Source organism: Pseudomonas fluvialis, from assembly GCF_014207935.1.
Classification (GTDB): Bacteria; Pseudomonadota; Gammaproteobacteria; order Pseudomonadales; family Pseudomonadaceae; genus Aquipseudomonas; species Aquipseudomonas fluvialis_A.
Genome location: NZ_JACHLL010000005.1, coordinates 312,292 through 330,960 on the forward strand (window position 1 = coordinate 312,292; position 18,669 = coordinate 330,960).

Below are 18,669 nucleotides of genomic sequence, written 5' to 3' on the forward strand. Positions count from 1 at the left end.
CCGTGAACACTCCGAGCCTCGCGCATGACTGAGCTGGCACTGCGGGCCAGCGGCATCGGCCACGCCTATGGGCGGCAGACGGCGCTCAGCGACATCGGCTTCAGCCTGCCAGCCGGCAGCCGCTGCGGCCTGATCGGCCCGGACGGCGCCGGAAAATCCAGCCTGCTTGGCCTGATCGCCGGGGTAAAAACCCTGCAACAGGGCACGCTGGAGGTACTCGGCGGCCCGATCGACCAGCGTCGTCACCGCGCCAGCCTGTACCCACGCATCGCTTTCATGCCCCAGGGCCTGGGCCACAACCTCTACCCCGAACTGTCGATCCGCGAAAACATCCGTTTCTTCGCCACCCTGTTCGGCCTGTCGCGCACCCAATGCGACGAGCAGATGGCCCGCCTGCTGGCCGCCACCGACCTGGACCGTTTCGCCGAACGCCCGGCCGGCAAGCTCTCCGGCGGCATGAAGCAGAAACTCGGCCTGTGCTGCGCGCTGATCCACGAACCGGACCTGCTGATCCTCGACGAGCCGACCACCGGGGTCGACCCGCTGTCGCGCCGGCGCTTCTGGGAGCTGGTCGAGCGGGTACGCAGTGAGCGCCCGCAACTCACCCTGCTGGTGGCCACCGCCTACATGGAGGAAGCCGCGCAGTTCGAACACTGCCTGATGCTTGACCAGGGCCGCCTGCTGGCCGCCGGTCTGACCGCGGATCTGGCCGCCAGCACCGCCAGCGGCAAGCTGGATGATGCCTTCACCCATTTCCAGGGCGGCAGCGCACGCCAGCACGTGCCACTGGAAATCCCGCCGCTGGCCATCTCCCCGGAGACTGGCGGCGAGCGCGAGATTGCCATCGAGGCGCATGACCTGACCCTGCGCTTCGGCGACTTCACCGCGGTCAAGCAGGTCAACTTTGCCATCCGCCGCGGCGAGATCTTCGGTTTCCTCGGCTCCAACGGCTGCGGCAAGACCACCACCATGAAGGTGCTCACCGGCCTGCTGCCGGCCAGCGAGGGCAGCGCCAGGCTGCTCGGCCAGGCGGTGGATGCAGGCGACCTGGCCACGCGCAAGCGCGTCGGCTTCATGTCGCAGAGCTTCTCCCTGTATGGTGAGCTCAGCGTGCGGCAGAACCTCGAACTGCACGCCCGCCTGTTCGACTTGCCCAAGGCCGAGAGCCAGGCACGCAGTCAGTCCCTGATCGAACGCTTCGACCTCGGCGCCCATGCCGACGATCAGGCCGGCGAACTGCCACTGGGCCTGCGCCAGCGCCTGTCGCTGGCCGTGGCTGTGATCCACCGCCCGGAAGTGCTGATCCTCGACGAACCGACTTCCGGGGTCGACCCGGCCGCGCGCGACGACTTCTGGCGCCTGCTGGTGGAACTGTCCCGCGAACAGGGCGTGACCATCTTCCTGTCCACCCACTTCATGAACGAGGCCGAGCGTTGCGACCGCATCTCGCTGATGCACGCAGGCGAAGTGCTGGCCTGTGACACGCCGGCGGCCTTGCAGGCGCAACTGGGCGGCGACAGTCTGGAAGAAGCCTTCGTCCACTGCCTGGAGCAGGCTCAAGGGGACACTGCCGTCAGCAGCGAGCTGCCCGCCGGCACCAGCACCCAGCCGGACAACCCGCGCGGTTTCAGCCTGCGCCGGCTGCTGGCGGTATCCAGCCGCGAGGGCAAGGAGCTGCGCCGCGACCCGGTGCGCCTGGCGTTTGCCCTGGTCGGCGCGCTGTTCATGATGGTGATCTTCGGCTACGGCATTTCGCTGGATGTCGAGGACCTGGCCTTCGCCGCCTTCGATCAGGACAACTCCACGGAAAGTCGTGCCTACCTCGAAGCCTTCCGTGGCTCACGCTACTTCGCCGAACACGCGCCGATCCACTCGCCACAGGAACTGCACCGGCGCCTGCAACGCTCGGAGATCAAGCTGGCCCTGGAAATTCCGCCGGGCTTCGGCCGCGACCTGCAGGCCGGGCGGCAGCCACAGATTGGCGTCTGGCTGGACGGCGGCATGCCGTTTCGCGCTGAAACCAGCCGCAACTATGTCGAGGCCGTGCACCTGCTCAACCTGCAGCGCATGGCCGAGGAAAGCAGCCAGCCAACAGCCAGCGCCGAGCCGGCCAAGCTGGAGGTGCGCTTTCGCTACAACCAGGACGTGATCAGTGTTAACGCAATCGGCCCCGGGGTGATGGCCCTGGTGCTGGCCATGATTCCGGCCATGCTCACCGCCCTCGGTGTGGTGCGCGAGAAAGAGCTGGGCTCGATCACCAACTTCTACGCCACGCCGCTCAGCCGCCTGGAGTTTCTCCTCGGCAAGCAGCTGCCCTACGTGGCGTTGAGCCTGCTCAACCTGGCCCTGCTGGTCGCGCTCAACCGCTGGCTGTTCGGCGTGCCGTTCAAGGGCAGCGCGGCGACCCTGGCACTCGGCGGCCTGCTCTATGTGCTGGCCTGCACGAGCCTGGGGCTGCTGATCTCGTCGTTCACCCGCACGCAGATCGCCGCCATCCTCGGCACCATGATCATCACCACCCTGCCGACCATCCAGTTTTCCGGCCTGATCGTGCCGCGCTCGTCACTGGAGGGCGGCGCCGCGCTGATGGGCAATCTGTTCCCGGCCGGCTACTTCCTCGACATCGCCGTCGGCACCTTCACCAAGGCCCTCGGCCTGGCCGAGCTGTGGCCCAAGTGCCTGGCGCTGCTGGGCTTCTTCCTGGCGTTCAGCGGCCTCAGCCTGCTGTTGCTGAAGAAGCAGGAGGCCTGAGATGAGACAGAAGCTGGCGCACATCTTCCGCCTCGGCCTCAAGGAGCTGACCAGTCTGCGCCACGACACCGTGCTGCTGCTGTTTCTGGTCTACGCCTTCAGCGTGGCCATCTACATGCCCGCCGCCGGCTCCCTGCTCGGCGTGCACAACGCCAGTGCCGCCTTCGTCGACGAGGACCACAGCCAGATTTCCCGGCGCCTGGCCGAGTCCCTGCAGATGCCCGAGTTCCAGCCGCCGCTGATGCTCAGCCATGACCAGATCGATGCCGCGCTGGACAGCGGCCGGCAGACCTTCGTGATCAACGTGCCGGTGAATTTCCAGGCCGACCTGCTAGCCGGGCGCCAGCCGGAACTGCAGGTGAACATCGATGCCACCGCCATGAGCCAGGCCTTCATGGGCGCCGGCTACATCCGCCGCATCTTCCAGAGCGAGCTGTACGCCTATACCCAGCAGTCGCCGCAACAACCGGCGACCCTGGCCAGCCGCGCGCTGTTCAACAGCAACCTGGAAAGTGGCTGGTTCCTCGGGGTGATCCAGATCGTCAACAACGTCACCATCCTGGCCATCATCCTCACCGGCACCGCGCTGCTGCGCGAACGCGAGCACGGCACCCTCGACCATCTGCTGGTACTGCCGCTGACGGCGCTGGAGATCATGCTGGCCAAGGTGTGGAGCAACGCGCTGGTGGTGGTGTGCTGCACTTGGCTGGCCCTGGAGCTGATCGTGCGCGGCGCGCTGGGGGTGCCGCTGACCGGCTCGATGCCGCTGTTCCTCGGCGTCACCGCGCTCTACCTGTTTGCCTGCACCTCGCTGGGCATCTTCCTCGCCACACTGGCGCGCTCGATTCCACAGTTCGGTCTGCTGGCGATCCCGGTGATCATCCCCATGCTGATGCTCTCCGGCGGCACCACGCCACTCGACAGCATGCCGGTCTGGCTGCAGAACCTCATGCAGTTCTCGCCCTCGACCCACTTCGTGACGCTGTCGACCTCGATCCTGTTCCGCGACGCCGGCGTCAGCGTGATCTGGCCGGACATCGCCGCGCTGGCCGGGATCGGCCTGGCCTTCTTCCTGATCGCCCTGGCGCGCTTCCGCCGCACACTGGCGGCATGAAAAAACCGCTGCCAAGGCAGCGGTTTCGGGACACTCAGACGGCGTGAAACGTCAGGGCTGAACGATCAGGTTGTTGAACAGCAGATCGTCCACCAGCGGTTTGCCGGTTTCCTGCTGCAGCACCTGCTGCACCTGCTTGAGCGCTTCCTGACGCAGCGCTTCCTTGGCCTGCACGCTGCCCATGCTCTCGTCGGTCTGCTGACTGAACAGCTGCACCAGCTGATTGCGAATCAGCGGCTCGTGGTAAGTCACCTGTTCTTCAACCTTCTTGCCGGTGACGCGCAGGGCGATATCGGCCTTGTAGTACTTCAGCTTCGGGCCCGGGCCGTAGTTGCCGACCAGCGCCGGGGTGAGGCCGACGTAGAGAATCTCCGGCTTTTTCTTCTCGCCTTCCTTGCCCTCTTCTTCCTCGCCACCGCTACTGGCCAGGGCGGTGAACGGAATCAGCAGGGCCAACAGCAACGCAATCGGGGTTTTCACAGCGGGCATTCTCCAGGAGGAATGCTCCTAGCATAGCCATTGTCAGACGCCGGCCCAAGCCCGGTGGTTATGCGCCGTCATCAGGTACAGCCATGCTGATTGACCCACGCCCGGCGCCACCTACACTGGCCCGACAACCTCATAGCCAACTCTTATCAAACCCGTATTAGGAAAACCCCGATGAAAGCCGTGCTGTGCAAAGCCTTCGGCCCTGCCGAAACCCTGGTGCTGGAAGAAGTCGCCAACCTGGAACCGAAGAAAACCGAGGTGGTGCTGGACGTGCACGCCGCCGGGGTGAACTTTCCCGACAGCCTGATCATCGAGGGCAAGTACCAGTTCAAGCCGCCATTCCCGTTCTCCCCGGGTGGCGAGGCGGCCGGCGTGATCAGCGCCGTCGGCGAGAAGGTCAGCCAGTTCAAGGTCGGCGACCGGGTCATGGCCCTCACCGGCTGGGGCAGCTTCGCCGAGCAGGTCGCCGTGCCGGCCTACAACGTGCTGCCCATGCCGCCGAGCATGGACTTCACCACCGCCGCCGCCTTCAGCATGACCTACGGCACCTCGATGCACGCGCTCAAGCAGCGCGGCAACCTGCAGGCCGGTGAAACCCTGCTGGTGCTCGGTGCCTCCGGAGGTGTCGGCCTGGCCGCCGTGGAAATCGGCAAGGCCATGGGAGCCACCGTCATCGCCGCCGCCAGCAGCGCGGAGAAGCTCGCCGTGGCCAAGGCCGCCGGCGCCGATCACCTGATCAACTACAGCGAGCAGAGCCTGAAGGACGAGCTGAAGACCCTGACCAAGGGCCAGGGCGTTGACGTGATCTACGACCCGGTCGGCGGTCCGCTGTTCGAGGAAGCCTTCCGCAGCATCGCCTGGAACGGCCGCATGCTGGTGATCGGCTTTGCCAGTGGCGAAATCCCGGCCCTGCCGGCCAACCTGCCGCTGCTCAAGGGCGCCGCGCTGATCGGCGTGTTCTGGGGCGCCTTCGCCCAGCGCCAGCCGCAGGACAATGTGGCCAACTTCCAGCAGCTGTTTGCCTGGTACGGCGAAGGCAAGCTGAGGCCCCTGGTGTCGCAGACCTTCCCGCTGGAAAAGGCCGGCGACGCGATCGACACCCTGGCCAAGCGCAAGGCGGTGGGCAAGGTGGTGGTGACCACGCGCTAAGGCGCCGCTCGCCCAGCAAAAAGGCCGCCTCAGAGGCGGCCTTTCCATTTGTGCATGCCGTCAGTCGCGCGGCGCGTAGGCGAACACATCGGCGCGCATCTGATGGGCATCCATGCCGGCCTCGACCAGCGCATCGAGGGTGCCGTAGACCATCTGCGGCGAACCGCTGGCATACACGTGCAGCGCCTTGAGGTCGGCAAAGTCCTCGCGCACCGCCTGGTGCAGCAGACCCTGACGCCCCGCCCAGCCCGGCTCGTCGCTGACCACGCGGTGCAAGGTCAGGTTGGCCAGCCCCTGCCACTCGGCCCAGTGCGGCAGCTCATAGAAATCCGCCGCCGTGCGCGCACCCCAGTACAGATGCACCGGCTGGGCGAAGCCAGCCGCGCGGCAATGTTCGATCAGGCTGTGCATCTGTGCCATGCCGGTGCCAGCAGCAATCAGCACCAGCGGCCCGGGCGGCAGCTCGGCCAGATGGGTATCGCCAAACGGCAGCTGCACACGGGCCAGGCCCTCGGCCTGCAAACGGGCCAGCAGGCGCTGGGCCGACTCCTCACGGGCGAGGATATGCAGTTCCAGCTCGCGGCCGCAGTGCGGCGCCGAGGCAATGGAGAAGGCCGCAGGCTCATCGCCGGGCCGCTCGATCAGCAGGTACTGCCCGGCGTGATAGCGCGGCGGTTTGCCCGCCGGGGCGCGCAGACGCACGCGAAAGACATCGCCACCCACGGGCACGCATTCGGTCAGTTGGCAGGCCAGACTGCGCACTGGCAGCACGCCGCGCTCGCGCACGCCGTCCCAGTGCAGCACGCAGTCTTCCAGCGGCTCGGCCATGCAGGCCAGCAGTTCGCCGTGATCCAGCTCGGCGCCGGCCTGACGCACACGGCCTTCGACCAGCAGCGCGGCACAGATATGGCAGTTGCCGTTGCGGCAGCTCTGCGGGCAGTCATAGCCGAGGCGCCGGGCACCATCGAGAATGCGTTCGCCCGGCGCCGTTTCGATCTGCGCCCCGGTCGGCTGGAGAGTGATTTTCATCCATCGATCCCGAGCTGCGCCCACAGCTCATCGACGCGCCGGACCACCGCCTCGTCGCGCTCGATCACCCGGCCCCATTCGCGGCTGGTTTCGCCCGGCCACTTGTGGGTGGCGTCCAGGCCCATCTTGCTGCCCAGGCCCGAGATGGGCGAGGCGAAGTCGAGGTAGTCGATCGGCGTGTTATCGATCATCACCGTGTCGCGCTTGGGGTCCATACGCGTGGTGATGGCCCAGATCACGTCGTTCCAGTCGCGGGCGTTGATGTCGTCGTCGGTGACGATGACGAACTTGGTGTACATGAACTGGCGCAGGAACGACCAGACGCCGAGCATCACCCGCTTGGCATGGCCGGGGTACTGCTTCTTCATGGTCACCACCGCCATGCGATAGGAGCAGCCTTCGGGCGGCAGGTAGAAGTCGGTGATTTCCGGAAACTGCTTCTGCAGGATCGGCACGAACACCTCGTTCAGCGCCACGCCGAGAATCGCCGGCTCATCCGGCGGCCGGCCGGTGTAGGTGCTGTGGTAGATCGGCTTGCGCCGCTGGGTGATGCGCTCGACGGTGAACACCGGGAAGGTATCGACCTCGTTGTAGTAACCGGTGTGATCGCCATAGGGGCCTTCCGGCGCGGTCTCGCCCGGGTAGATATGCCCTTCCAGCACGATCTCGGCACTGGCCGGCACCTGCAGGTCGGAACCGATGGCCTTGACCAACTCGGTCTTGTGGCCGCGCAGAAGGCCGGCGAAGGCGTATTCGGAGAGGGTATCCGGCACCGGCGTGACCGCACCGAGAATGGTCGCAGGGTCCGCGCCCAGGGCCACGCACACGGGGTAGGGCTTGCCGGGAAACTTCTCGCACCACTCGCGGAAATCCAGAGCGCCGCCACGGTGGCTGAGCCAGCGCATGATCACCTTGTTGCGGCCGATGACCTGCTGACGATAGATGCCAAGGTTCTGCCGCTCCTTGTTCGGACCCTTGGTGATGGTCAGACCCCAGGTGATCAGCGGCGCCACATCGCCCGGCCAGCAGTGCTGGATCGGCAGCTGGCCCAGATCGACATCGTCGCCTTCGATGATTTCTTCATGGCAGGGCGCGTCCTTGAGCACCTTCGGGCCCATGGCCAGAACCTTCTTGAAGATCGGCAGCTTGCTCCAGGCATCCTTCAGACCCTTGGGCGGCTCGGGCTCCTTGAGAAACGCCAGCAGCTTGCCGATTTCACGCAGCTCGGACACCGCCTCGGCGCCCATGCCCAGTGCCACGCGCTTGGGCGTGCCGAACAGGTTGCCCAGCACCGGGGTGGAGAACCCGGTGGGGTTTTCGAACAGCAGCGCGGGGCCGCCCTTGCGCAGGGTGCGGTCACAGATTTCGGTCATTTCCAGCACCGGGGAAACCGGCGTGGCGATGCGCTTGAGTTCACCGCGCTGTTCCAGACCGCGGATAAAGTCGCGAAGGTCGCGATACTGCATGCTTGAGCCTCACAGGGGGCGCGCAAAAAGGCCTGACTTTAGCGCCAAAGGCCTAAAGTTTAGCGCCGAAGTCAGCTATTCAGAAGAAGGCAGACACGACAAGGCCGGGTTGCCCCGGCCTTGTTGGGTGAAACGCGCAACCGCTGGGGTTACTTGCGCTTCATCGACAGGAAGAACTCATCGTTGGTCTTGCTGTCTTTCAGCTTGTCGAGGAGGAACTCGATGGCGGCGATCTCGTCCATCGGGTGCAGCAGCTTGCGCAGGATCCACATGCGCGACAGCTCTTCCTCACCGGTCAACAGCTCTTCGCGGCGGGTGCCCGAACGGTTGATGTTGATGGCCGGGAACACGCGCTTCTCGGAAACACGGCGATCGAGGATCAGCTCCATGTTGCCGGTGCCCTTGAATTCCTCGTAGATCACTTCGTCCATCTTCGAGCCGGTTTCCACCAGCGCAGTGGCGAGGATGGTCAGCGAACCGCCTTCCTCGATGTTGCGCGCGGCGCCGAAGAAACGCTTGGGCTTCTCCAGGGCATGGGCGTCGACACCGCCGGTCAGTACCTTGCCGGAGCTCGGGATCACGGTGTTGTAGGCACGCGCCAGACGGGTGATGGAGTCGAGCAGGATGACCACGTCCTTCTTGTGCTCGACCAGGCGCTTGGCCTTCTCGATCACCATCTCGGCGACCTGCACGTGGCGGGTCGGCGGCTCGTCGAAGGTCGAGGCAACCACTTCGCCGCGCACGGTGCGCTGCATCTCGGTCACTTCTTCCGGGCGCTCGTCGATCAGCAGAACGATCAGGTGGCACTCGGGGTTGTTGCGCGTGATGTTGGCCGCGATGTTCTGCAGCATGATGGTCTTACCGGCCTTCGGCGGTGCGACGATCAGGCCACGCTGGCCCTTGCCGATCGGCGCGCAGAGATCGATCACGCGCGCGGTCAGGTCTTCCTTGGAGCCGTTGCCGGCCTCCATCTTCAGACGCTTGGTCGGGAACAGCGGCGTCAGGTTCTCGAAGAGAATCTTGCTCTTGGCGTTTTCCGGACGATCGAAGTTGATCGTGTCGACCTTGAGCAGGGCGAAATAACGCTCGCCTTCTTTCGGCGGGCGAATCTTGCCGATGATGGTATCGCCGGTGCGCAGGTTGAAGCGACGGATCTGGCTGGGCGAGACATAGATGTCGTCCGGGCCGGCCAGATAGGAAGAGTCGGCGCTGCGCAGAAAGCCGAAGCCATCCTGGAGAATCTCCAGCACGCCGTCCCCGGAAATTTCTTCACCGCCTTTGGCGTGCTTTTTCAGCAGCGCAAAGATGATGTCCTGCTTGCGCGAACGGGCCATGTTTTCCAGGCCCATTTGTTCGGCCATTTCCAGCAGTTCGGGAATCGGCTTTTGCTTGAGTTCGGTCAGATTCATAGGAATGACGTAAATAAGAAGAGAGGGAAGAAAGCATTGAGCTTTGGGGTGCCGTGCCGCGTAGGAAGCGACAGGTTCGCGGTACGTATTCGAATTGGTATCGTCGGCGACGGCAGGAGAGGCAACCGTGTTTCACACGTTGCTGGCCGAATGTAGCACCGCGTCTACGGGTGCGTCCAGCCTTGATCAAGAAAAAGCCCCGCAGTGTGCGGGGCTTTTTCCTGGAGTCTTACAGGTTGGCGTCGATGAACGCGGCCAGCTGCGACTTCGACAGGGCACCGACCTTGGTGGCCTCGACATTGCCGTTCTTGAACAGCATCAGGGTCGGGATGCCACGCACGCCGAACTTCGGCGGGGTGTCCTGGTTCTCGTCGATGTTCAGCTTGCAGACTTTCAGCTTGCCCTGATAGTCCTTGGCGATCTCGTCCAGCACCGGGGCGATCATCTTGCACGGACCACACCATTCGGCCCAGTAGTCGACCAGTACCGGACTCTCGGACTTGAGCACGTCTTGCTCGAAGCTGGCGTCGGACACGTTGACGATATGCTCGCTCATAGGAAATCTCCGGTTGCGCATACGCGAGTAAAAAACAGCGGCCATCATAGCCGGCCTTGCGCCATCTCGAAAGGCACTGACTATTGAGTCTCACTATCGGCACGCAAGGTTTTGCCGATCAAGTACAGCTTGTCGCATTGGCCTGTCCCCCGCTTCGTGGCAGGATGGCGGGGTTTTTCCACGAGAGCCGTCGCATGCCACATACCCCTGCCGAAGCGTTCTCCCTGGTCGCCGCCATCGACCTCGGATCGAACAGTTTCCATATGGTCTTGGCCAAGGTTGATCACGGCGAAATCCGCATTCTTGAGCGCCTGGGCGACAAGGTGCAGCTGGCCGCCGGGCTCGACGAACAGCGCCTGCTGAGCGAAGAAGCCATGCAGCGCGGTCTCGACTGCCTGCGCCGCTTTGCCCAACTGATCATGGGCATGCCGCAAGGCTCGGTGCGCATCGTCGGCACCAACGCCCTGCGCGAAGCCCGCAACCGCAGCGAATTCATCCGCCGCGCCGAAGCCGTACTCGGCCATCCGGTGGAAGTCATCTCCGGCCGTGAAGAAGCGCGCCTAATCTACCTCGGCGTATCCCACAGCATCGCCGACACCCCGGGCAAACGCCTGGTCTGCGATATCGGCGGCGGCAGCACCGAGTTCGTCATCGGCCTGCGCTTCGAGCCGCTGCTGCGTGAAAGCCTGCAGATGGGCTGTGTCAGCTACACCCAGCGACACTTCAGGGACGGCAAGATCACCCCGGCACGCTATGCCCAAGCCTATACCGCCGCACGTCTGGAGCTGATGAGCATCGAGCACGCCCTGCGCCGCCACGGCTGGCAGGACGCAGTCGGCGCCTCCGGCACCATCAAGGCTGTGGGCCTGGCGATCAAGGGCCTGGGACTGAGCAACGGTGAAGTCACCGCCGACGGCCTGGCGCTGCTCAAGCGCAAGCTGTTCAAGCTCGGCGAGGTAGACAAGATCGAGCTCGACGGGGTCAAGCCGGACCGCCGCAGCATCTTCCCAGCCGGCCTGGCCATTCTCGAAGCCATCTTCGATGCCTGCGAACTGCAGAGCATGAGCCATTCCGAAGGCGCCCTGCGTGAAGGCGTGCTCTACGACCTGCTCGGGCGCCATCACCACGAGGACGTTCGCGAGCGCACCCTCAGCGCTCTGCAGGAGCGCTACCACGTCGACTTGGAACAGGCGGCACGGGTCGAGGCCAAGGCGCTCTCGGCACTGTCACAGGTGGCACCCGCCTGGGGCCTGGACGACGAATGGCACCGCGACCTGCTGGTGTGGGCCGCCCGCGTGCACGAGATAGGCCTGGACATCGCCCACTACCACTACCACAAGCACGGCGCCTACCTGATCGAGCACTCCGACCTGCCGGGCTTCTCCCGCCAGGATCAGCAGATGCTCGCCCTGCTGGTGCGCGGGCACCGGCGCAATATCCCGGCGGACAAGCTGGGCGACTTCGGCCACGAGGGCGACAAGCTTGTCCGCCTGTGCATCCTGCTGCGCTTTGCCATCCTCTTCCACCATATCCGTGGCACCCAGGAAATGCCTCAGGTGCAGCTACTGGCCGAGCCACGCAGCCTGCAAGTGCGGTTCCCGGCCGGCTGGCTGGCGGCCAACCCGCTGACCCAGGCCGACTTCGAGGCCGAGGCCGTGTGGCTGCAACGCACCGGTTACCAGCTGCATATCCACTGAGTTTTGGCGGCGCAATGAAAAAGGGCGAACCCATTGGTTCGCCCTTTTTGCAATTGCCGGCTCCCGGCAAATACCGACTCAGCGCACCGGCAGCGGCGTGGTCAGGCGCTCCAGCAGCTGCCCCTGGGCGCTGCGCGCATGCTGGTTGCCGGTCGGGTGCAGGCGCTGGTAGGTGCCATCGCTCTGCAACACCCAGGCCTGGGTGTTGTCCGTCAGGTAAGATTCCAGCTCCTTCTTCACCCGCATCAGCAGTTTCTTGCCTTCCACCGGGAAGCAGGTCTCCACACGCTTGTCGAGGTTGCGCTCCATCCAGTCGGCACTCGACAGATAGATCTTTTCCTCACCCTCATTGAGGAAGTAGAACACCCGCGTGTGCTCCAGGAAGCGGCCGATGATCGAGCGCACATTGATGTTGTGCGACACCCCCGGCACGCCTGGGCGCAGGCAGCACATGCCACGCACCACCAGATCGATGCGCACCCCGGCCTGACTGGCCTTGTACAGCGCACGGATGATCTTGGCATCGGTCAGCGAATTGAACTTGGCGATGATGTGCGCTGGTTTGCCCTCGGCCGCCACGGCGGTTTCCTTGGCGATCATGTCGAGCAGGGTCTTCTTCAGCGTGAAAGGCGCATGCAGCAGCTTCTTCATGCGCAAGGTCTTGCCCATGCCGATCAGCTGACTGAACAGCTTGGCGACGTCCTCGCACAACGCATCATCGGAGGTCAGCAGGCTGTAGTCGGTGTACAGACGGGCGTTGCCGGCGTGGTAGTTGCCGGTGCCCAGGTGCGCGTAGCGGGTGATCTCGCCATTCTCGCGGCGCAGGATCAGCATCATCTTGGCGTGGGTCTTGAAGCCGACCACGCCATAGATCACCACCGCACCAGCGGCCTGCAGACGACTGGCCAGGGCCAGGTTGGATTCCTCGTCGAAGCGCGCGCGCAGCTCGATCACCGCGGTGACTTCCTTGCCGTTGCGGGCCGCCTCGACCAGAGCATCGACGATTTCCGAGTTGGCCCCGGAGCGATACAAGGTCTGCTTGATCGCCAGCACGTGCGGGTCTTTTGCCGCCTGGCGCAACAGGTCGACCACCGGGGTGAACGACTCGAACGGGTGCAACAGCAGGATGTCCTGCTTGCTGACCACGCTGAAGATGTTCTCGCTGTTCTGCAGCAGTTTGGGGATCACTGGTGTCAGCGGCTTGAACTGCAGCTCCGGGTGGCTGTCCAGGCCGGTGACGCTGAACAGACGGGTCAGGTTGACCGGACCGTTGACCTGATACAACTCGCTCTCGGCCAGGTTGAACTGCTTGAGCAAGTAGTCCGACAGGTGTTTCGGGCAGGTGTCGACCACCTCCAGGCGCACCGCATCGCCGTAACGGCGGCTGAACAACTCGCCGCGCAGCGCGCGCGCCAGGTCTTCCACGTCCTCGGCATCCACCGACAGGTCGGCGTTACGGGTCAGGCGGAACTGGTAGCAACCCTTGACCTTCATGCCCTGGAACAGATCGTCGGCATGGGCATGGATCATCGAGGAGAGGAATACGAAGTTGTCGCCCGGGCCACCGACCTCCTCCGGGATGCGGATCACCCGCGGCAGCAGACGCGGCGCCGGGAGAATCGCCAGGCCGGAGTCGCGACCGAAGGCATCCACGCCTTCCAGCTCGACGATGAAGTTCAGGCTCTTGTTCACCAGCAGCGGGAACGGGTGCGTTGGGTCGAGGCCGATCGGCGTCATGATCGGCGCGATCTCGTCACGGAAGTAACGACGCACCCAGGCCTTGATCTTGGTCGACCAGTTGCGCCGACGCACGAAGTTGACGTTGTGCTTGGCCAGTGCCGGCAGCAGCACGTCGTTGAGGATGGCGTACTGACGCTCTACCTGCACATGCACCAGCTCGCTGATGCGCGCCAGCGCCTGGTGCGGCTGCAGGCCATCGGCGCCGGCCTGCTCGCGGGCGAAGGTGATCTGCTTTTTCAGCCCAGCCACGCGAATCTCGAAGAACTCATCCAGGTTGCTGGAGAAGATCAGCAGGAACTTCAGGCGCTCCAGCAATGGGTGCGACTCATCCAGCGCCTGCTCCAGCACGCGGATGTTGAACTTCAGCTGGGAAATCTCGCGGTGGATGTACAGGCTGCTGTCGTCCAGATTAGTCACCAGCGGCGCCGCCACCGGCTCCGGCACGGCCTCCACGACGGGGGCTTCTGGCAGAGCCACAGGCTCCTGCACCTCGGCGGTCGACAGTTCCACTTCCTTGAGTCCTTCGGTATTCATCGGTGTTCCCGTGGGGTGATGCTCACCCGTTTTTCAGTAATTGCGCCGCGCGCTTGGCGAAGTAGGTAAGGATGCCATCGGCACCCGCGCGCTTGAAAGACAGCAGCGATTCGAGGATCACCGCTTCGCTGAGCCAGCCATTCTGGATGGCCGCCATGTGCATCGCGTACTCGCCGCTGACCTGATAGACCATGGTCGGCACGCGGAATTCCTCTTTGACCCGCCAGAGAATATCCAGGTAGGGCATGCCCGGCTTGACCATGACCATGTCGGCACCTTCGGCGAGGTCGGCGGCCACTTCGTGCAGCGCTTCGTTGCCGTTGGCCGGGTCCATCTGGTAACCGAGCTTGTTGCCCTTGCCGAGGTTGCCGGCCGAGCCGACCGCATCGCGGAACGGGCCATAGTAGGCGCTGGCGTACTTGGCCGAGTAGGCCATGATGCGCACGTTGACGTGATCGGCCAGCTCCAGCGCCTCGCGGATCGCCTGCACGCGGCCGTCCATCATGTCCGAGGGAGCCACCACCTGGGCACCGGCCTCGGCATGGGACAGCGCCTGCTTGACCAGCGCATCGACGGTGACGTCATTCAGCACATAGCCGTTCTCGTCGATGATGCCGTCCTGCCCGTGGGTGGTGAACGGGTCCAGCGCCACGTCGGTGATGATGCCCAGCTCAGGGAAACGGGCACGCAGCGCACGGGTCGCGCGCTGGGCAATGCCGTCCGGGTTCCACGCCTCGCTGGCGTCCAGCGACTTCTTCTCCAGCGGCGTCACCGGGAACAGCGCCAGCGCCGGAATGCCCAGCGCCACCAGCTCCTCGGCCTCCTGCAGCAGCAGATCGATGGACAGGCGCTCCACACCCGGCATCGACGGCACGGCTTCGCGGCGGTTTTCACCGTCGAGGACGAATACCGGCAGGATCAGGTCATCCACGCTCAGGCGGTTCTCGCGCACCAGGCGGCGGGAGAAATCGTCACGCCGGTTGCGGCGCAGGCGGGTGGCAGGAAACAGGCGGTTGGCGGGGGTGAAACTCACGGCGAACTCCAGAGCCCAGACGATATGGGCGCAGCGTGGCAGGTATAACGCGACATTATGAACAATAGATGAAGGCGTGCACCGATCTTAGACAGGACAGCTCTGCGACAGGGTGCCACAGATTGGCCGGTACGCGTCAGCCGGCCGCATGCTGGCGCTGCAGCTGTTGCGGGGTGCAGCCCCACCAGCGGCGGAAGGCCCGGTAGAACGGCGACAGCTCGACGAAGCCGCAGCCCCGCGCCACTTCGCGAATGCTCAGGCCCTGCAGCAGCAGTTGCTGGGCGCGCTGCCGGCGCACCTCATCGAGCAGCGGGCGGAAACCCTGACCCTGTGCCGCCAGGCTACGCTGCAAGGCAACGCGTTCCTGCCCCAGCGCCGCTGCACAGGCGGCCAGACTGCATTCACCCTGTCCCAGCTGACAGGCCAGCCAGTACAGCACGCGGTTGCGCAAGGTATTGCCCTGCAGCTCGGCCAGCTGCGCATCAGCATGGGCCCGCAGCACCACAAAGATCGCCGGCGCGGCATTGCGCGACGGCCGGCTGAGCAGCGCCGCGGGAAACCACAGGGCATCGTGACTGGCCAAAAACTGCGGCAGCAGGCCGAACAGCCGGCGGTGCTCGGCCGTGCGGGCCGGCGCGGCATGACGGAAGGTCACCGCCGTGAGCTGGAACTGCCCCTCGCACAACTGCTGCAGGTGCTTGCAGAAAAGCAGCGCCAGACACTCCATCTGCTGACGCAGGGAGCCATGACCGAGGTAGTCCAGATCGAGGATCAGCACCGCGCTGTCGCCTTCCACGCGCAGGCCGGCGGCAAAGCCTCCGGAAATGATGTGCTGGTAACGCACGAACACCTCCAGCGCCTCCTGCAGGTCGCGGCTGGCCTGCTGCAGGTAGCTGACCACATCCAGCGGGCGCGGACGCATCACCTCGCCGAGGTGAAGGCCGATATCGACGTCGCCGCTCAGCGCCGGCAGGGCCTGCCAGAAGTACGGCGCCATATCGTGCGGACGCCGCTCCTGGCTGTTCGGCGGCGACAGGGGCAGGTGCGGGTAGGCCTGCCGGTAGATCTGCACCGGGTTAAGACCGAGGCTTTCCAGCCCTTCGTAAAGCAGCCGGCGCAGCACGCCGGAATGAGTCAGACCGGCAACGTCGTCGAGCATGGCGGCTTCCTTGTGAATTGACCAAATATCTTGCTTTTGCGTTTTTAATGTCAATGCCAGCACCACGACCAACCCGCACAATCGCGGCACAATAAAAACCGACAAGGCGCCTCCCGATGAAACGCACGCTGTCCGTCCTGGCCATCGCCATTGCCGCCGCCTCCGCCGTTGGCGCCTGGTATCTGCAGAGCAAACAACCCCAACGCGAGGGCGAGCAGACGCTCAGCCAGCTGCAGGCGCCGGTCAGCGTGCGCTACGACGAGCGCGGCGTGCCGCATATCCGCGCGCAGAATCAGGCCGACATGTACCGCGCGCTGGGTTACGTGCATGCCCAGGACCGCCTGTTCCAGATGGAGATGATCCGCCGCCTGGCCAATGGTGAACTGGCCGAGGTGCTGGGCAGCAAGCTGGTCGACACCGACCGCCTGTTCCGCACCCTGCGCCTGCGCGAGCATGCCCGCCGCTATGTGGCCAAGGTCGACCCGAACAGCCCGCCAGTTCAGGCCCTGCAGGCCTATCTGGACGGCATCAACCAGTACCAGGCCAGCCACCCGGCGCCGCTGGAGTTCGACATCCTCGGCATTCCCAAACGCCCCTTTACCGCCGAAGACACCATGGCCGTGGCCGGTTACATGGCCTACAGCTTCGCCGCCGCCTTCCGCACCGAGCCGGTACTGACGCAGATCCGCGACCAGTTGGGCGCCGACTACCTGAAGGTCTTCGACCTCGACTGGCACCCCGAGGGCGTGCTCAGCCAGCCGCTGGCCGCCGCCGACTGGCGCGACCTGAACAGCCTGGCTCAGCTCAGCCACCAGGCCCTGAGTGCCGCCGGCCTGCCGCAGTTCGAGGGCAGCAATGCCTGGGCCGTGGCCGGCAGCCGCACGGCCAGCGGTAAACCCCTGCTGGCGGGTGACCCGCATATCCGCTTCGCCAACCCGGCGGTGTGGTACGAGGCCCAACTGGAGGCGCCGGACTTCAAACTCTATGGCCACTTCCAGGCCCTCAACCCCACGGCCTCACTGGGCTTCAACGAACAATTCGCCTGGAGCATCACCATGTTCCAGAACGACGACCTCGACCTGATTTCCGAGAAGGTCAACCCGGACAACCCCGATCAGGTCTGGTACCAGGGCCAGTGGGTGAATCTCGAACACAGCGAGGAGATCATCAAGGTCAAGGGCGAAGCCGATGTGAAGCTGGCCCTGCGCCGCTCGCCCCACGGCCCGCTGATCAATGATGCCCTGCCCACGCCCAAGGGGCAGACGCCGATCGCCCTGTGGTGGGCCTTCCTGGAAACCGAGAACCCGATTCTCGACGCCTTCTACCAGCTCAACCGCGCCGACACCGCAGCCAAGGCCGCCGCCGCGGCCGAGAAGATCGAGGCCCCCGGCCTCAACGTGGTCTGGGCCAATGCCGCCGGCGACATCGCCTGGTGGGCCGCCGCCAAGCTGCCGCAACGACCGGCCGGGGTGAACCCGAACTTCATCCTCGACGGTGCCAGCGGCGAGGCCGACAAGCCGGGTTACTACCCGTTCAACGCCAACCCGCAGGAACTCAATCCGCCACGCGGCTACATCGTCTCGGCCAATCATCAGCCGACCCCGGCCAGCGGCATCGCCATTCCCGGCTACTACAACCTGGCAGACCGCGCCAGTCAGCTTGACGACCAGTTGGCCAAACCAGACGTCCGCTGGGACCTTAAAAACAGTCAGGCCCTGCAGCTGGATAACGGCAGCGGCTATGCCAAACGCCTGCTGGCGCCGCTGCTGGGCGACCTGCGCGCTGCCGCCGGCACGCCGGACGAACAGGCGCTGGTCGAAGAACTGGCCGCCTGGGACGGCGATCATCGCCTCGACTCGCGCCCCGCGACGCTGTTCAACCAGTTGGTCTACCAACTGGCGCGCGAAGCCATGCACGACGAACTGGGCGATGCCTTCTTCGACAACCTGCTCTACACCCGCGTGCTCGACAGCGCCCTGCCCCGCCTGGCCGCCGATGCACAGTCGCCCTGGTGGGATCAGCGCGACAGCAACGCCCGCGAAGACCGCCCCGCCATCATCAAGCGCGCCTGGCAGGCCAGCCTCACGCATCTGGATACGGTGATGGGTGACGACCGCAGCCAGTGGCAGTGGGGCAAGGCCCACAGCCTCACCCACGGCCACCCGCTGGGCCTGCAGCCGCCGCTGGACAAGGTGTTCAATGTCGGCCCGCTGCCCGTACCGGGCGGCCACGAAACGCCGAACAACCTCTCGCACAAGGTTGGCCCTGCACCCTGGAGCGTGGTCTACGGCCCCTCGACCCGGCGCCTGATCGACCTCGCGGACGCCAGCCGCAGCCTGGGCATCAACCCGGTGGGGCAAAGCGGCGTGCTCTTCGATGCGCACAACCGCGACCAGGCCGAGCCCTATGCCCGCGGCGAGTACCAGCCGATGCACAACGCCGAAGCCGATGTGGCCCGCCACAGCCGCAGCGAACTGACCCTGCAACCTACTCGTTAAACACCCGTAGGCGCCCACGGGCGCCTGCTGCTGCGCCTGAGAAAT

Annotated in this window: 13 protein-coding genes; 5 read left to right on the forward strand and 8 right to left on the reverse strand. The window is 65.0% G+C overall.

Translation table 11 applies throughout. The annotated features are described in order from the left end of the window. Nucleotides 1–24: 24 nt before the first annotated feature. Nucleotides 25–2,751 (forward strand): ribosome-associated ATPase/putative transporter RbbA, encoded by a 2,727-nt coding sequence (rbbA, locus tag HNP49_RS14905; protein WP_184684550.1) that lies wholly within the window; start codon nucleotides 25–27, stop codon nucleotides 2,749–2,751. Nucleotide 2,752: 1 nt separating this feature from the next. Continuing rightward, the gene (locus HNP49_RS14910) at nucleotides 2,753–3,865 is read left to right on the forward strand and encodes an ABC transporter permease (protein WP_184684552.1); all 1,113 of its coding nucleotides are present in this window, start codon (nucleotides 2,753–2,755) and stop codon (nucleotides 3,863–3,865) included. A gap of 51 nt (nucleotides 3,866–3,916) precedes the next feature. On the opposite strand, the gene HNP49_RS14915 is transcribed toward HNP49_RS14910, so the two are convergent. Continuing rightward, complete coding sequence (locus HNP49_RS14915; protein WP_184684554.1) at nucleotides 3,917–4,345, reverse strand: flagellar basal body-associated FliL family protein; 429 nt, start codon at nucleotides 4,343–4,345, stop codon at nucleotides 3,917–3,919. A 180-nt stretch (nucleotides 4,346–4,525) separates the two neighbouring features. Here HNP49_RS14915 and HNP49_RS14920 point away from each other — a divergent pair, with 180 nt between their 5' ends. Further along, nucleotides 4,526–5,503 carry an NADPH:quinone oxidoreductase family protein gene (locus HNP49_RS14920; protein WP_184684556.1) on the forward strand — a complete coding sequence of 326 codons (978 nt, stop codon included), beginning with the start codon at nucleotides 4,526–4,528 and terminating at the stop codon, nucleotides 5,501–5,503. 60 nt (nucleotides 5,504–5,563) lie between these two features. Here the strand turns inward: HNP49_RS14920 and HNP49_RS14925 are convergent, their stop codons facing one another. From HNP49_RS14925 to trxA, 4 genes are all read right to left on the reverse strand, one after another. Beyond that, nucleotides 5,564–6,532, reverse strand: coding sequence for a CDP-6-deoxy-delta-3,4-glucoseen reductase (locus HNP49_RS14925; protein ID WP_184684558.1), 969 nt, complete (start codon nucleotides 6,530–6,532; stop codon nucleotides 5,564–5,566). After that, on the reverse strand, nucleotides 6,529–7,998 hold the full coding sequence (gene ubiD, locus HNP49_RS14930; RefSeq protein ID WP_184684560.1) for a 4-hydroxy-3-polyprenylbenzoate decarboxylase: 1,470 nt from the start codon (nucleotides 7,996–7,998) through the stop codon (nucleotides 6,529–6,531). The genes HNP49_RS14925 and ubiD overlap by 4 nt, the downstream gene beginning before the upstream one ends. A 149-nt stretch (nucleotides 7,999–8,147) precedes the next feature. After that, nucleotides 8,148–9,407: a transcription termination factor Rho gene (gene rho / locus HNP49_RS14935; protein ID WP_184684562.1), complete on the reverse strand. Its 1,260-nt coding sequence runs from the start codon at nucleotides 9,405–9,407 to the stop codon at nucleotides 8,148–8,150. A 229-nt stretch (nucleotides 9,408–9,636) separates the two neighbouring features. Then, complete coding sequence (gene trxA, locus HNP49_RS14940) at nucleotides 9,637–9,963, reverse strand: thioredoxin TrxA (protein ID WP_095941170.1); 327 nt, start codon at nucleotides 9,961–9,963, stop codon at nucleotides 9,637–9,639. Between the two features lie 194 nt (nucleotides 9,964–10,157). On the opposite strand from trxA, the gene ppx reads away from it, so the two are divergent. After that, a complete protein-coding gene (gene ppx / locus HNP49_RS14945) occupies nucleotides 10,158–11,660 on the forward strand; it encodes an exopolyphosphatase (protein WP_184684564.1) in 1,503 nt (500 codons plus the stop codon). 78 nt (nucleotides 11,661–11,738) lie between these two features. Here ppx and ppk1 read toward each other — a convergent pair whose 3' ends face one another. The 3 genes from ppk1 to HNP49_RS14960 all read right to left on the reverse strand — a co-directional run bounded on the left by ppk1 (nucleotide 11,739) and on the right by HNP49_RS14960 (nucleotide 16,126). Continuing rightward, nucleotides 11,739–13,934 (reverse strand): polyphosphate kinase 1, encoded by a 2,196-nt coding sequence (ppk1, locus tag HNP49_RS14950; protein WP_184684566.1) that lies wholly within the window; start codon nucleotides 13,932–13,934, stop codon nucleotides 11,739–11,741. Nucleotides 13,935–13,956: 22 nt separating this feature from the next. Next, nucleotides 13,957–14,967, reverse strand: a complete 1,011-nt coding sequence (hemB, locus tag HNP49_RS14955) for a porphobilinogen synthase (RefSeq protein WP_184684569.1) — start codon at nucleotides 14,965–14,967, stop codon at nucleotides 13,957–13,959. Between the two features lie 136 nt (nucleotides 14,968–15,103). Continuing rightward, nucleotides 15,104–16,126 (reverse strand): AraC family transcriptional regulator, encoded by a 1,023-nt coding sequence (locus tag HNP49_RS14960; RefSeq protein ID WP_184684571.1) that lies wholly within the window; start codon nucleotides 16,124–16,126, stop codon nucleotides 15,104–15,106. A 116-nt stretch (nucleotides 16,127–16,242) separates the two neighbouring features. On the opposite strand from HNP49_RS14960, the gene HNP49_RS14965 reads away from it, so the two are divergent. Next, the gene (locus HNP49_RS14965; protein ID WP_184684573.1) at nucleotides 16,243–18,624 is read left to right on the forward strand and encodes a penicillin acylase family protein; all 2,382 of its coding nucleotides are present in this window, start codon (nucleotides 16,243–16,245) and stop codon (nucleotides 18,622–18,624) included. Nucleotides 18,625–18,669 lie beyond the last annotated feature (45 nt).

Coding starts and splice junctions, on each gene's coding strand:
- rbbA (WP_184684550.1), top strand. CDS start 25: ATGACTGAGCTGGCACTGCGGGCCAGCGGCATCGGCCACGCCTATGGG.
- HNP49_RS14910 (WP_184684552.1), top strand. CDS start 2,753: ATGAGACAGAAGCTGGCGCACATCTTCCGCCTCGGCCTCAAGGAGCTG.
- HNP49_RS14920 (WP_184684556.1), top strand. CDS start 4,526: ATGAAAGCCGTGCTGTGCAAAGCCTTCGGCCCTGCCGAAACCCTGGTG.
- HNP49_RS14925 (WP_184684558.1), bottom strand. CDS start 6,532: ATGAAAATCACTCTCCAGCCGACCGGGGCGCAGATCGAAACGGCGCCG.
- ubiD (WP_184684560.1), bottom strand. CDS start 7,998: ATGCAGTATCGCGACCTTCGCGACTTTATCCGCGGTCTGGAACAGCGC.
- rho (WP_184684562.1), bottom strand. CDS start 9,407: ATGAATCTGACCGAACTCAAGCAAAAGCCGATTCCCGAACTGCTGGAA.
- trxA (WP_095941170.1), bottom strand. CDS start 9,963: ATGAGCGAGCATATCGTCAACGTGTCCGACGCCAGCTTCGAGCAAGAC.
- ppx (WP_184684564.1), top strand. CDS start 10,158: ATGCCACATACCCCTGCCGAAGCGTTCTCCCTGGTCGCCGCCATCGAC.
- ppk1 (WP_184684566.1), bottom strand. CDS start 13,934: ATGAATACCGAAGGACTCAAGGAAGTGGAACTGTCGACCGCCGAGGTG.
- HNP49_RS14960 (WP_184684571.1), bottom strand. CDS start 16,126: ATGCTCGACGACGTTGCCGGTCTGACTCATTCCGGCGTGCTGCGCCGG.
- HNP49_RS14965 (WP_184684573.1), top strand. CDS start 16,243: ATGAAACGCACGCTGTCCGTCCTGGCCATCGCCATTGCCGCCGCCTCC.